This window comes from Haloarcula onubensis, from assembly GCF_031624605.1.
In the GTDB taxonomy this organism is placed as follows: Archaea; Halobacteriota; Halobacteria; order Halobacteriales; family Haloarculaceae; genus Haloarcula; species Haloarcula onubensis.
The window spans coordinates 19356-30935 of the sequence record NZ_JAMQOS010000010.1 but is presented as its reverse complement, the minus strand read 5'-3'; the positions used below and the strand labels follow the sequence as shown (position 1 = coordinate 30935).

At 62.3% G+C, this 11580-nt stretch carries 18 protein-coding genes; 7 read left to right on the top strand and 11 right to left on the bottom strand.

Going from position 1 to position 11580, the window contains the following annotated elements:
• Nucleotides 1–70: 70 nt before the first annotated feature.
• From NDI86_RS21730 to NDI86_RS21710, 5 genes are read right to left on the bottom strand one after another with little or no spacing between them, the layout of a single operon-like run.
• Complete coding sequence (locus NDI86_RS21730) at nucleotides 71–1339, bottom strand: hypothetical protein (RefSeq protein ID WP_310902375.1); 1269 nt, start codon at nucleotides 1337–1339, stop codon at nucleotides 71–73.
• Nucleotides 1336–1755, bottom strand: a complete 420-nt coding sequence (locus NDI86_RS21725) for a hypothetical protein (RefSeq protein WP_310902374.1) — start codon at nucleotides 1753–1755, stop codon at nucleotides 1336–1338. Before NDI86_RS21725 ends, NDI86_RS21730 begins: the two co-directional genes overlap by 4 nt.
• Entirely contained in the window at nucleotides 1752–1985 is a 234-nt protein-coding gene (locus tag NDI86_RS21720) for a hypothetical protein (RefSeq protein WP_310902373.1), read from the bottom strand. Before NDI86_RS21720 ends, NDI86_RS21725 begins: the two co-directional genes overlap by 4 nt.
• A gap of 1 nt (nucleotide 1986) precedes the next feature.
• On the bottom strand, nucleotides 1987–2199 hold the full coding sequence (locus NDI86_RS21715) for a hypothetical protein (RefSeq protein ID WP_310902372.1): 213 nt from the start codon (nucleotides 2197–2199) through the stop codon (nucleotides 1987–1989).
• Nucleotides 2192–2980, bottom strand: coding sequence for a hypothetical protein (locus NDI86_RS21710; protein ID WP_310902371.1), 789 nt, complete (start codon nucleotides 2978–2980; stop codon nucleotides 2192–2194). The genes NDI86_RS21715 and NDI86_RS21710 overlap by 8 nt, the downstream gene beginning before the upstream one ends.
• A 492-nt stretch (nucleotides 2981–3472) precedes the next feature.
• On the opposite strand from NDI86_RS21710, the gene NDI86_RS21705 reads away from it, so the two are divergent.
• Nucleotides 3473–3751 carry a hypothetical protein gene (locus tag NDI86_RS21705; RefSeq protein WP_310902370.1) on the top strand — a complete coding sequence of 93 codons (279 nt, stop codon included), beginning with the start codon at nucleotides 3473–3475 and terminating at the stop codon, nucleotides 3749–3751.
• 11 nt (nucleotides 3752–3762) lie between these two features.
• On the opposite strand, the gene NDI86_RS21700 is transcribed toward NDI86_RS21705, so the two are convergent.
• The 5 genes from NDI86_RS21700 to NDI86_RS21680 form a co-directional block, all read right to left on the bottom strand.
• Entirely contained in the window at nucleotides 3763–3999 is a 237-nt protein-coding gene (locus NDI86_RS21700; protein WP_310902369.1) for a hypothetical protein, read from the bottom strand.
• A 214-nt stretch (nucleotides 4000–4213) separates the two neighbouring features.
• A complete protein-coding gene (locus NDI86_RS21695; protein ID WP_310902368.1) occupies nucleotides 4214–4639 on the bottom strand; it encodes a hypothetical protein in 426 nt (141 codons plus the stop codon).
• Nucleotides 4636–5106: a hypothetical protein gene (locus tag NDI86_RS21690; protein WP_310902367.1), complete on the bottom strand. Its 471-nt coding sequence runs from the start codon at nucleotides 5104–5106 to the stop codon at nucleotides 4636–4638. Before NDI86_RS21690 ends, NDI86_RS21695 begins: the two co-directional genes overlap by 4 nt.
• Complete coding sequence (locus NDI86_RS21685; RefSeq protein ID WP_310902366.1) at nucleotides 5106–5525, bottom strand: hypothetical protein; 420 nt, start codon at nucleotides 5523–5525, stop codon at nucleotides 5106–5108. Before NDI86_RS21685 ends, NDI86_RS21690 begins: the two co-directional genes overlap by 1 nt.
• Entirely contained in the window at nucleotides 5525–6046 is a 522-nt protein-coding gene (locus NDI86_RS21680) for a hypothetical protein (protein WP_310902365.1), read from the bottom strand. Before NDI86_RS21680 ends, NDI86_RS21685 begins: the two co-directional genes overlap by 1 nt.
• A gap of 125 nt (nucleotides 6047–6171) precedes the next feature.
• Here NDI86_RS21680 and NDI86_RS21675 point away from each other — a divergent pair, with 125 nt between their 5' ends.
• From NDI86_RS21675 to NDI86_RS21650, 6 genes are read left to right on the top strand one after another with little or no spacing between them, the layout of a single operon-like run.
• On the top strand, nucleotides 6172–6426 hold the full coding sequence (locus NDI86_RS21675; RefSeq protein ID WP_310902364.1) for a hypothetical protein: 255 nt from the start codon (nucleotides 6172–6174) through the stop codon (nucleotides 6424–6426).
• A complete protein-coding gene (locus tag NDI86_RS21670; protein WP_310902363.1) occupies nucleotides 6404–8173 on the top strand; it encodes an ATP-binding protein in 1770 nt (589 codons plus the stop codon). The genes NDI86_RS21675 and NDI86_RS21670 overlap by 23 nt, the downstream gene beginning before the upstream one ends.
• Nucleotides 8170–8439: a hypothetical protein gene (locus NDI86_RS21665; RefSeq protein WP_310902362.1), complete on the top strand. Its 270-nt coding sequence runs from the start codon at nucleotides 8170–8172 to the stop codon at nucleotides 8437–8439. The genes NDI86_RS21670 and NDI86_RS21665 overlap by 4 nt, the downstream gene beginning before the upstream one ends.
• A complete protein-coding gene (locus NDI86_RS21660) occupies nucleotides 8429–8965 on the top strand; it encodes a hypothetical protein (protein WP_310902361.1) in 537 nt (178 codons plus the stop codon). Before NDI86_RS21665 ends, NDI86_RS21660 begins: the two co-directional genes overlap by 11 nt.
• Nucleotides 8955–9752, top strand: a complete 798-nt coding sequence (locus tag NDI86_RS21655; RefSeq protein ID WP_310902360.1) for a DUF5131 family protein — start codon at nucleotides 8955–8957, stop codon at nucleotides 9750–9752. Before NDI86_RS21660 ends, NDI86_RS21655 begins: the two co-directional genes overlap by 11 nt.
• Nucleotides 9749–10585, top strand: coding sequence for a DUF6884 domain-containing protein (locus NDI86_RS21650; RefSeq protein WP_310902359.1), 837 nt, complete (start codon nucleotides 9749–9751; stop codon nucleotides 10583–10585). Before NDI86_RS21655 ends, NDI86_RS21650 begins: the two co-directional genes overlap by 4 nt.
• Before the next feature lie 7 nt (nucleotides 10586–10592).
• On the opposite strand, the gene NDI86_RS21645 is transcribed toward NDI86_RS21650, so the two are convergent.
• Nucleotides 10593–11333 carry a restriction endonuclease gene (locus tag NDI86_RS21645; RefSeq protein WP_310902358.1) on the bottom strand — a complete coding sequence of 247 codons (741 nt, stop codon included), beginning with the start codon at nucleotides 11331–11333 and terminating at the stop codon, nucleotides 10593–10595.
• Between the last annotated feature and the right edge of the window lie 247 nt (nucleotides 11334–11580).

Sequence of the window (11580 nt, the reverse complement as noted above, 5' to 3'; positions counted from 1 at the left end):
CCGCACTCCGCGCAGCGGAAGATGACGTCGCTCATGTGGCCGCAGGCCGGGCACTTGACTGCTCGTGGCATCACGCATCGCCTCCCGTGTCGACAGGGTCGATACACCAGAGACGGTCGTGCCGTTCGACGCGGTAGCCGTCCTCTGGCGTGAGCTCCTCGAGGACCTCCTGGACGTCGTTGCCGCGCTCGTCCAGGCCGATGGCGAAGTCGGCGGTCTTGAACCAGCGGGATTCGGGCGTCTCCAAATCGAGCATCTCGATGAGGCGCTCCTTTAGGGGCCCGTCACCGGTGTCTGGTGACCCGGGCTCGTCCAGGAGTTCGTTGTCGGTCGGCTGGACAGCCCGCACAACGTAGTCACCCTGGTGACCGTTGCGGTTGTGGTGTCCCTCAACCTGACCGTCGGTCTGGAACGGCCCCTTCCCGCAGCGGCCACACCAGAACCGAGCCTCGTCTTTCGACGCTCGTTCGACGTCTTCCAGGACGAGGTCGTCGGCGTCCTCGCCGTCCTCCTCTTCACGGTGGATCCGCCACAGGTTCGGGGTCGGCGGGTCGCGTTGTTCGGACTCCACGACGTAGCCGTCGAGGCGCTTCAGTGACGGCGGGATACCGCGGCCGTCCTCGTCGATAGCTTCCGCGATGGTCGTGGCGTCCGTTTCCAGCGTCTGGCCAGTCTCCAGCTGCGAATCCAGCCACTGGCGGACCTTCTGGTCACGCTCCAGGTCATCGTCGATATCGACTTCGCTCTCCACCGAGTCGGTAGCGTCGTTCGTTTCTTTCTCGGACTTCTCGGATTCGTCGCCTTCTGACGACTGTCCCTCATCTGCTGGCTGGCCCCTACGTCTGTTTGCCTGCCGATTTGCCTCTTCAATTCCTTCCCTGACTGTCTCCTGAACTTCGTCCTCGGTAACATATTCCGAGTCGTCTTCGACGTCATCATCACTGACGCTCTCATCGCCGGTCTGCTCGAGCAACGCCGAGATATCAGCCAGGACGACGTCGCCGTCCTGCTCCAGGTCGAAACGCTGCGTCTCCTCGATATCGTCCTTGTCGATGCCGAGTTCTTTCAGCGCCGGCGCGATGGTCACGTCGCCACCGGCGCCGTTCTCGTCGCTGCTGAACGCGTAACTGCGGTCGTGCTCGGGGTCGGCCTCAACGAACGCGATCTCACAGGACTCGGGGTCGCTTCCGATGATGAAGGCCTCGACGTCGCCGTCCCACAGCTGGCGCACTGCTGCTGCGTTGAGGTGGCCGCCACCGGTGGAGTACACCGACATTTTCGGCGTGGACTGTCGCTGCCGGTCCGAGGATGCGACGGTGAAGCGCTCGGGGAGGCTCACTCTGACGCACCTCCATCGAAGTGTTCGGCGACGTCGTCGAGCGCGACCAGCTCCGGAAGGCCGCGCAGGTCGACCAGTTCCTCGATAGTGCGACCGGTGACGATCTTGCCGCCGTCGCCGTCGCGGCCGGCCTCGAGCTTGCGCTTGTAGCTGCCCACGTGGATGGTGGCCGTCACGAGTATCGCACTGCCGTGGGCGTCGGTAGACGGCCAGCGAGCAACGACGTCGTCGCAGATGTCGAGCGTTCGGCGGATGTCCTCGTGAGAGGGGACGCTCTCGGCCCAATTGCCGTGGTGGTTCAGCACGCGGATCAGCGCCGGGTGCCCGGTCTCGTCGTGGGCGTCGAGCAGTTCGTTGCCGACGAAGTCGTCGGGGTCGAGCTCGTCTCGGGCCGTGTCGGCGTCTGCAGTGCTCACGCCGACTCACCTCCCGAGAAGACGACACGAGTCTCGCCCTTTTGCATATCCGTAACGACGTTAGTGACGTCGAGACCGTGCTTGTCAGCGAGGTCAAGAACGTCGCTCAGCTCCGTTTTATCATCAGACAGGTCGCGTGATGCAGCGATATCGTCGTTATCAACGACCACAGCAACACCGTCTTTCTGGACGGCGTCGAGGATGAACGACTGCTTTTTCGTCGGTGCCATCTCACCGCACCTCCTCGACGTCGACGGTCGTGTCGGTGACCAACCACTGGTCGGTGCTGACGACGACTTCGTCGTCTTCGTCGACGGCCGATGTCTCGGCAGGCGCGAACACGTACGCGCCGCCGATGGTTTCGAGGCAGTCGAGTGGCGGCTGGCGCGTCAGGCCTTTCGATAGCCGGCGAAGATTCTCGGCGTCGTAGGGTCGCTTACGCATCGTCCTCACCTCCCTCGTCACTGTCCACATCGTGGATCGATGCGACCAGCTCCAGCCGGGAGCGCGGGAACGCGTACGTGTTACCTGTAGCGAGGGCGTTGTCTGTGCGCTGCGCGTAGACGGTTTCGATGACGTCGTCTGTCGCCGGGTACTCCGGGTTGTAGTCCGCGACCGTCTCGGCAGGCTCCATCCCGCTGTCGGAGATGGTGTACTCTTCAGCGGTCTGAGCCGGGGCGCCGACGACCAGCATCGTCGTGTCGTCGTCCTCGAGGTCTCGGACGTGGTCGCCCACGAAGACCGTCTGCTGCTCGGCGTCCTCGAACGACGAGTCGATGGCGCCGGAGCCGTCCGTGGCGACCGGGGCATCGGTGCGCCGGATCGTCGCGGCCGAGGGTGCGTAGATCTCGCCGTTGGCCATCAGCCGGCTGACCTCGTCGAGGACGTCTCCGAGTGGTCGCTCGTGGTTGACGACGACGCGGTTGATGACGTTCCCGACCGGGGCCTCTTCGCGCTCGCCGCCGAGATCCTCCAGCGCACGGAAGACGGCCTGCGTCGTGTTGAGGTCCTCGCCGTTCGGTCCGGCGCCCGGACCGCCGTCGGTCACTGGCCGGCCGACGTCGTCGGCGTCCATCTCGTCCAGCTGCGCAGCGAGCCCGTGGCTGATGTTGCCGCCACGGTTACCGTGGGGCCGGACTGCCGGCTCGTCGAACGTGGCCGAACACTCCTTGCACCGGAAGGCGTTGTCGTGCTCGGCTGGCCCACCGATGTGGGAGCCCGACACGCGGAAGATGTGCGTGTCCTCGCACTCGGGACAGCACTCGACTTCGCCGCTTCGGTCAGTATCGTTATCGGCCCGCGTGCCGTCGGTACTGGTGGAGGCCTCGCCGGCTATCTGAGTCCTCTGCTGTCCGCTCGCGCCCCCACGCGAGTCCGCTTTTGACTGGCCGCTCGTCTCGGGAGTGGTTCGACCGCCTGTACTGTCGGCTGCAAACTCATTCGGCTTAAGTTTATAAGCCCGGTAGCTTGATTTTCTCATGGTTTCCGAAATCGCCCCTTGCAGGGATCGGAGGCCAAGGCTTCGGGTGTTGGCGCACCCGGGCCGCTTTTGCGTAGCGACCAGCTTGGCTTCCAGCAGCAGGTTAGTTGCCACTTACCTTAGTTCTTACCCAACGGTTAACGAGAGGTTACCCGATGACAAAGGCTCTATAACCCGTCGGGTTAAACTTGTAAGCACACCGGAGGGATTAACATCAGTACCAATGGAGAATCGGATGTGGTTCGCCAGCCAGCTGACTGGATGCGGTCTGTCGATGACCGAATCCTGGAAACCATCCGAGAAGATGGTAACATGACACCGCTTGCACTGTCCCGTGAGGGCCATGTCGAGCGACTGGACATCGGCCGCAAATACGCTGGGATTCGTGCTCGTAAACTCGTCGATTATGGACTCCTTACTCTGGTCGACAAAGGCCTCTATGGCATCACCGATCAAGGAATCTCTTATCTTGACGAAGAGCTTGATGCCAGCACGCTCACAGCTGGTGACGAATAGGTCAGCCTCTTTCATTCGACGGTCGGCCTCCCAAATGCACCCTTGTGGTCTGCCTCGGCGCCGACTACTTCGACGTTCTCCCTCCGGACGCGGTTGCCGGTCGGCAGGTGGACGAGTTCCTTGAACGTCTCCCCGCAGCTGCGACACTCGAAGAGCCCGTCGACGACGCGCCAGTCGCGGTGACGGCTCGGCGTCGGACAGGCCCACTGCCACTTCTGCGTTTTATCGTGTGTCTCGATCCGGTGCATCCCGGCTCAATCATGGCGACGGGGTATAAAAACGGTTAGCGGCGGCCGGAGTGGAAGTGAAAGTGACAGACAGCGCGGCCGTCATATCGCTAACCAACAGAACCTGCAAAAACAGGGCATTTTCCAGTTTCTGTTGGTTAAGGCCGCGGGAGCCGTTGCTGGCCAAGTCGGTTTTTAATTCGGCAAAACGTTATATACTGTCTACTGCGGTCCGTCAGTTCGAAGAGCGCGACATAGCCGTACTGGATGCACGGCCGTGCCTGCCCGCGAGCCCACACACTTCGTCGTGGACGATCTCGCCGAGAGTCTCGTCGGCGTTGTGGCAACTGTCGCACTTGAAACCGATTACCCATCCGTCGTTGTATTTCACAATCGTGATTTCGTGTTCCGGCCGCAGCTCCGGCGTTGTTTCCTCAGCGTCCAGCGTCGGCTCGAGCTCGTCGTAGTGTGCCCGGCCGTGCTCGCCTGCGAGTGAACAGTCTGCTTCGTGCCAAATCTGCCGAAGCGACTCGTCGGCCTGGTCGCACTCGGGGCAGCGGTAACCGACGACCTCACCGACGTGGACGTTGGCCGAACCCGCATCTACCACAGTAAGGCGCTGTATCTGCGTGCCCTCGACCGGTTCAAGTTCGACCCTCATTTGTCGGACTCCTGGCCCCATGGCTTCGCCGTGATCCGGGCGGCCACGGACCGGGTTACGCCGTCAGTAGTGTAGAGCCTTTCCTGGTCGACGCCGGCGAGGTCATCGGCAGTCTCGAAGCCCGCGTCGAACAGCGCCAGTGCCTGGCCCCATGGCTCTTGAATCTCCGAGGCGAGCTCGTCGATAGCCTTCGCCTGCTCGATTCGGGTGTTGATGATATCGTCGATCGCTTCCGAAAGGTGGCCAGCCCCGTCCCTCGCCAGCTTCTCGACGCTGTCGTTGATGTCGTGCTCGTCTGCGTCGACGAGGACTGCGTTCCACTGCGCCGTGACGAGCGCCCCGAACGCTTCGTCCTGCTTCAGCAGATCGCGCAGTATCTCCGATTCAGTGTCAGAGAGTCCGCGGGTCGACCGGGCATCGCTGGCGATGCTTCGAGCCTCAGTCTGGACGTGACGATTCTCGACCATCACAGCGCCTCCAGAACTCCGGTCCGCTCGGCTTCGTTCGTGTGGACCTGCAGCCACTCCCGCGCCTCGTGTTTCGCGTCGTCGATTGCTTGCTGCTCCCAATGGCCTTCCTTGACCCACTGGTCGCCATCGGTGATGACCGTCGCACACGCTTCGGCGACGACGCCGAGTGCGCGCTGTCGGGCTGCCCAACGCAGCCGGCCCCAAGATTCGTCGGCGGCCTCGGTCAGCCTGTCGTCCTGGCCGCGGTACTCTCCAGCGGCCTCGGCCGCCGCGGCGGCGTCGCAGAACCGCGCCAGTCCCTCGTCCTCGGCGATGTCGTCGTGGACCTTGTTGTGAAGCGGCGGCTCGTCGAAGTCCTCGGCCATGCTGGTGAACCCGGACTGCATCTTCGTCGACGTCGGCGAGCGGCGCGACATCAGTTATCGACCTCGTAGAGCTCCCGGACCAGTGCTCGGTAGGCATCGCGACGTTCTGCTTTGACAGTGCCGACCTCGGCGGCCGGCTCGACGAGGACGCTTGCCCAATCCTCACGCGGAACGACGCCATCGGCGTCCGACCGGACGGCCGTGGACTCGATCACGACCGCGCGGCCACCGTCGGCTGAGACGTACAGCGTCTGAATCCCGGGCTCGTCGGTGTGCGGCCCCTCGATGGGCTGGCCGGTGTGGTCAACGGTGAACTCAAGCCGGAGGCCGACTCGAACTTCGACTGCGTAGAATCGCTCGCCGTCGCCGCTCTCGTGGACTGCCTGCTGTGCCCACGTGTCCGGAATGATGGCCGGTTCGTCGTGCTGGTCTCGAAACTGAAACTCTCGGTTCGTGCCGGACGTCTTTTGTCCGGTGCGTGCGTCAGTTGACATGCTTCGTTGATCCGAAGCACGGTCGGGGGCGCTCCAACGCCCGACGGCCGATTTCTCAGCCGAGTTCCCGCGCTTCATACTACCATGTTCAACGGCCATGCACTTATATTTTGCGTACTGCCAAATGGGTACGGCTTGTATATACGGCCGTGCGAAACGCAAACCTATTTGGCGATGCGCAACGTACATGCGCATGGGCGAAGATGCCAGAAGTTGTGACCATAGACTATACGGACTCGATGACGGAGATGCTCGACTGGTTCGCTGAACAGCCGTGTTCCTGCGCAACTATCGGCCACATCTCGGACGATATCGACCGCTCGCGCGAGACGGTCAGAAACAACCTGAAGACATTGATGGCGGGTGACTACGCTGAGCGCCGGTACGAGCCGACCGGCGAATATCGGCTTATCAGTGACCCGCGGGAGGATGGAGATGCCGAGTCAAACGCAAGCTGAAAAGCATACTATCACGGTCGGAGAGAGCGAATCGGGCGAAGACTACACGCTTCCTGTCGAAGACGTCCTCACTGGTCGCACGTTCGTGACCGGGAAGAGTGGTAGCGGAAAGTCCAACACCGGTAGCGTTGTGGCCGAGGAGCTCCTCGAGCGCGGGCATCCGCTGCTCATCGTCGACATCGACGGCGAGTACTACGGCCTGAAAGAGGAGTACGAGCTGCTACAGGTCGGCGCGACCGAGCAGTGCGACCTTCAGGTCGGACCCGAACACGCGGGGAAGCTTGCCGAGCTCGCCCTGGAGAAGGGCGTCCCGATCATCCTCGACGTCTCGGGCTACCTCGACGAAGACGTCGCCGACGAACTCGTCAAGGAGGTCGCCCGTGAACTGTTCGTCCGAGAGCAGGACCTCAGGCAGCCGTTCGTGATGCTCGTGGAAGAGATCCACGAGTACATCCCACAGCAGGGCTCGCCGGGCGAGGTCGGACAGATGCTCATCAAAATCGGGAAGCGAGGCCGCAAGCACGGCCTCGGTATCCTCGGGATGAGCCAGCGACCCGCCGACGTCAAGAAGGACTTCATCACGCAGTGTGACCTGCTTGTCTGGCATCGGCTGACCTGGAACAACGACACCGACGTCGTCACCCGTGTCATCGACCGCGAGCACGCGGACGCCATCGAGGACCTCAACGACGGCCAGGCTTTCGTCCAGGCCGACTGGTCCGACACAGAAGTCGAGACCGTACAGTTCCGGCGAAAGCACACCTTCGACGCCGGCGCGACGCCTGGCCTCGACGATGTCGAGCGGCCGGAGCTGAAGGGAATCGGCGAGGAGCTCGTCGGCGAGTTGGAAGAGATCTCCGACGAGCACGAACGCCGACAGGACCGCATCACCGAGCTGGAAGAGCGCCTGGAGGAGAAGGACGAACGCATCGCCGAGTTGGAGGAAGACCTCGAAGCCGCCGAGGACCTGCAACGTATCGGTGAGGCGATTATCGGCGCCGCGAAAGAGGATGGGTCCGGGAGCGGCGCCGGCGAGGCTCTCGACCAGGAACTACTCGAAGAGAAGAACGCCGAGATCCACGAGCTGCGCGAGCAGGTGGAGACGCTACAGACTGAGCGAGACGATCTGGCGGCGGAGGTCGACGAGCTGACCGACGAGGTCGACCGACTGAGTGGTTACCGCGACCGCGTGGAGCAGGCCGAAGAGATCGAAGAGCGCCTGCGGGAGGTCGAAGCCTGGTTCGCGTCGGCGCCGCCGGCGCTCCGCGACACAGCTGAGGCTGCCGAGGCCATGTTCGAGGACGCCGGCGACCGTGATGATGAGCTCCGTGAGCAACTCGACCGGAAAGACGAGCGGATTCAGGAGCTCGAAGCCAAGCTGGCCGACGCTGGCCAGCCCGCGGTCCCAACCAACTACGAGGACTTCCTCGAGGACGACGTCGTCCAGGAGCAGATCAACGATGCGAAGGCCAACAGCTCGGCCTCGGAGAAGTACATCCGTGCGACGATCGCGGCCATCCTCGACGCCGGCGGGCCCGTCACGTACGACGACGTCCAGGACATGCCGGACGCAAGCAACAAGACCCACGTCGGTCGCGCAGTCAACGCGCTCGCCGAGCGGCGTGTCGTCTCCGTCGACGAAGATGATGGCCCGAAGCGTGTCGACCTGAACCCCGGTGGTATCGAGGCGATCAAGCAGGAAGCGCAGCGACGCGACCGTCGCAAGGAGATTATGAGTGATCTATGAGCGCTATTGAACAGTACGACCGCCCGCTCGATGCACTGGCCCACAGGTTGTGGACTCACTGGAGCCAGCACATCGCCGAGGAGGAGGACATCAGTGAGGAGCGGCTTCAACGGTGGCAAGACCTCTGGATTCCCTACGGCGAGCTTTCGGAGGACGCAAAGGAAACCGACCGGCGACTCGTTGAACGGTTCTGCGAGGAGGAGCCGGATTACAATCGGTCAGTAGACACGGCTACTGGCCAACAGGAGGCGGACGATGGGAACTAACAGAGAACTCAATATCGATCCGAGATCGGACGCCCTACAGTACCGAATCGAAGAACACGGGGACGTCTGGATGCTCCGTCGAGAGTATCCCGAGATGCCGCTGACGCCTGACGAGCACTACGCGATGGCTGAGATCCGGGCAGTCATGCCGACGACTTATCACGACCGGATTGTCGTTCCGGAGGCAGCGCAAGACCATCTCGATTCGGCTCCTGGTGACGTCGTCAGTATCGTCACGGTCGCCGACGCGCAGGTCCAGGTGATGATCGACGGTATCTCTTCGGCACTGCAGCCGATGATGGAGGCCGTCGAGGCGGTGGCAGAGGCCTTCGCCGGTGGATTACAATCGGCCATGGTCGACGCGTTGACAGTGGACGAGAGCAGTCAGGACAAGGGGCGGGAGTCAGCGCTCCCGCCGAAGATCCAGGAGGCCCGACAGCGCCGCGAAGAGCAGCGCGAACAAGAGCGACGCAAGGCCGGAAGTCGTTACCCGGCCACTGACCAGGAGGGCGACGGTGCCCACTAACATCGCCTGGACCGACGAGACGTGGAACCCGATTCACGGTTGCTCCCGCGTCTCGGCCGGCTGTGACAACTGCTACGCTGAGCAGCTGTCCTACGAGCGCCACGGCTGGACCGAGAAGCCCTGGACGCCAGAGAACGCCGAGGAGAACATCTCCTTGAAGCCCGACCGCCTCGAGCCCGGCGGCGATGGTCACCCGGCCGGCTACGACGAGCCGAAGCGCATCTTCGTAAACTCGATGAGCGACGTCTTCCACACCGAGGTGCCGGACGCGTTCATCCAGGACATCTTCGCGGAGATGCGCAACTACCCGGAACATATCTTCCAGGTGCTGACGAAACGACCCGGCCGCGCTGCGCACATGGATATCCAGTGGCCGCCGAATGTCTGGATGGGCACCAGCGTCGAGGACGACCGCGTTGTCGAACGCATCGACCTGCTTCGTGGGTGCGGCGCCGAGACACTGTTCGTTTCCTTCGAACCACTGATCGGGCCGGTCGTCGACGACGCTGACCAGCTGGACCTGACGGGCTTCGACTGGACGATCGTCGGCGGCGAGTCGGGACCGGACTGGCGAGACATGGCCCACGAGTGGGTGTGGCCGATCCGACGAGCCTGCATGCAGCAGGACGTCGCGTTCTTCTTCAAGCAGTCGGCCGCGTTCCGGCCAGAGCAGGGCCAAGCGCTACGGTGTCCAAACGGTGTCCGGCGCCGGTTCCGAGAGATGCCGGAACTCTCCGACCCGGTTCGTCGAGCTCGGGAACAGTATCAGGAGGAACTGCCAGCATGAAGATGAATCTCGACCGAGACCCGGAGACGAACCGGCGTATCGAGACGTTCGCCATCGTCAGCTGCGGGAGCAAGAAGGCCGACGAAGAGGTCCCTGCAGCCGACCTTTACACTTCCACGCACTTCCAGTACAAACGCCGATGGGCCGAACTTTACTGCGACAACTGGCTGATTCTCTCGGCCGAACACGGCCTCATCAACCCGAAGAAACGACTGGAACCCTACGACACCTCTGTGCGCGACCTCGATGACGAGTCCCTCCAGGAGTGGACGGACGACGTCGAGCAAACGCTCTGGTATCGTTCGAACAGCTACGAAGGCAAGCCCGCAGGCAACGATGTGGCGTGGGACGAACTCGACGACGACTTCTCACCACACTTCGAGCTCGTGCTGCTCGCCGGCACCGCGTACATCGATCCGTTTGATGGCTTCTTTGACCATACGTTCCCCGCGCCAGTCTTCACACCACTCTCAGGCATGGGAATCGGCGTGCAGAACTCCTGGCTAAAAACGTGGGTCGAAGCACACCCGTCCCTTGACGACATCACAGACGAAACCGCTGTCGCGATCGACTTCGATATCGACGACACTGGCGACGCTGATGTCTTCTACACTCGGCACAACTCGGGGAACATCATGGTGGTGCCCACCAGCGAGAAGCGACAGGCCAAAGTGCTGAACGAGACTCCGGAAGAAGGGTACCTGAACTCACCGGCGACGGCGATGAAAGACGACCGCTGCTGGACCGTCCCCGTCACCGAAGTCCCTGAAGTCGAAGACCCTGAATGGGAGTGTGAGCCGACGCTCGCTGACTTCTCCACCGGTGAAGCGTAGCCCGGTTTTACGAGAGTAGATTCTTCACGGTGCCGAGTAGTGTTCTCGACCGCCAGTTCATCGATTCTGCTTCAGGGTCGAGCATTCCGGCAATAGGCGGCTCGGCGTCACCGGCGACCTCGGAGGCCGGGATGTACTCGGTGATATCCGCGATGAACACCTGTCCTTTAGAGTCGACGTGGACGTCGTCGGCTTGCTGAATTACTTCTTGGAGAGCTTCTACGCTACCTGTCTCAGCACCGGTGACTGTGATGCCCTCACCCACACCGATTTTGTCGGCGTCTCCTGGTGGCATCCGGACGTAGCCGTTCATCCGTTGTAGTGCGAGGTCGGCCTCGTTGACTTCGGCCTCGAGCTCGGGCGCTTGATCACCGACGTACCTGTGGAGGAGATCGTGGGCGTTGTGCTCCTCGATCATGTCGACGAGGTCGTCACCATCAATCAGCTTCACGTTCAGTGTCTCGGCTCGCTCACGAGCGTCGCGTGTGTACCCGCTGGTAGCCACGACCAGGGCAGCGTCGGCGTCGAACTGGTCCCGAAGGCTGGCGTACTCGGAAATCTTCGGCCCACCGACGTTGTTCCCGGCCTTGTATCGCTTCGCCTGGATGGCGTGACGCTGGTGGTAGGGTTGCTCTTTCTCGGCGAGGACGTCCAGGCTCTTGTCGCGGGATTTCTGGCTGACCTCACACGACCAGCCCTGTCGCTCCCACAGGTCCGCGACGAAGTGCTCGAAGTCTTCGTTCCCCATCCCCTGGAGCCACCGTTTCAGGTCATCACGAGAGGAGGTGGCGCTAATATCTGGCATGTATATGGGTTGGAAAACTAATCACTTAAACTGTCGCCCACCTGCGAGTGTTTAACCAACAGTCGGGCTTTGGGGTGCCCCAATGTTGGTTAAGCGTGTCTAATATATCAGTATTCTTGTGAGTTAACCTCTTGAGTCAGACTGACCAGTCAACCTGACCAGACAAACTGTTCAGGCCAGTTACTCAGAC

Bases quoted from the DNA above. Each gene is read 5' to 3' on its own strand.
- NDI86_RS21720 (WP_310902373.1), bottom strand. From the start codon at position 1,985: ATGGCACCGACGAAAAAGCAGTCGTTCATCCTCGACGCCGTCCAGAAA.
- NDI86_RS21715 (WP_310902372.1), bottom strand. From the start codon at position 2,199: ATGCGTAAGCGACCCTACGACGCCGAGAATCTTCGCCGGCTATCGAAA.
- NDI86_RS21700 (WP_310902369.1), bottom strand. From the start codon at position 3,999: ATGCACCGGATCGAGACACACGATAAAACGCAGAAGTGGCAGTGGGCC.
- NDI86_RS21695 (WP_310902368.1), bottom strand. From the start codon at position 4,639: ATGAGGGTCGAACTTGAACCGGTCGAGGGCACGCAGATACAGCGCCTT.
- NDI86_RS21690 (WP_310902367.1), bottom strand. From the start codon at position 5,106: ATGGTCGAGAATCGTCACGTCCAGACTGAGGCTCGAAGCATCGCCAGC.
- NDI86_RS21685 (WP_310902366.1), bottom strand. From the start codon at position 5,525: ATGTCGCGCCGCTCGCCGACGTCGACGAAGATGCAGTCCGGGTTCACC.
- NDI86_RS21680 (WP_310902365.1), bottom strand. From the start codon at position 6,046: ATGAAGCGCGGGAACTCGGCTGAGAAATCGGCCGTCGGGCGTTGGAGC.
- NDI86_RS21675 (WP_310902364.1), top strand. From the start codon at position 6,172: ATGCCAGAAGTTGTGACCATAGACTATACGGACTCGATGACGGAGATG.
- NDI86_RS21670 (WP_310902363.1), top strand. From the start codon at position 6,404: ATGCCGAGTCAAACGCAAGCTGAAAAGCATACTATCACGGTCGGAGAG.
- NDI86_RS21665 (WP_310902362.1), top strand. From the start codon at position 8,170: ATGAGCGCTATTGAACAGTACGACCGCCCGCTCGATGCACTGGCCCAC.
- NDI86_RS21660 (WP_310902361.1), top strand. From the start codon at position 8,429: ATGGGAACTAACAGAGAACTCAATATCGATCCGAGATCGGACGCCCTA.
- NDI86_RS21650 (WP_310902359.1), top strand. From the start codon at position 9,749: ATGAAGATGAATCTCGACCGAGACCCGGAGACGAACCGGCGTATCGAG.
- NDI86_RS21645 (WP_310902358.1), bottom strand. From the start codon at position 11,333: ATGGGGAACGAAGACTTCGAGCACTTCGTCGCGGACCTGTGGGAGCGA.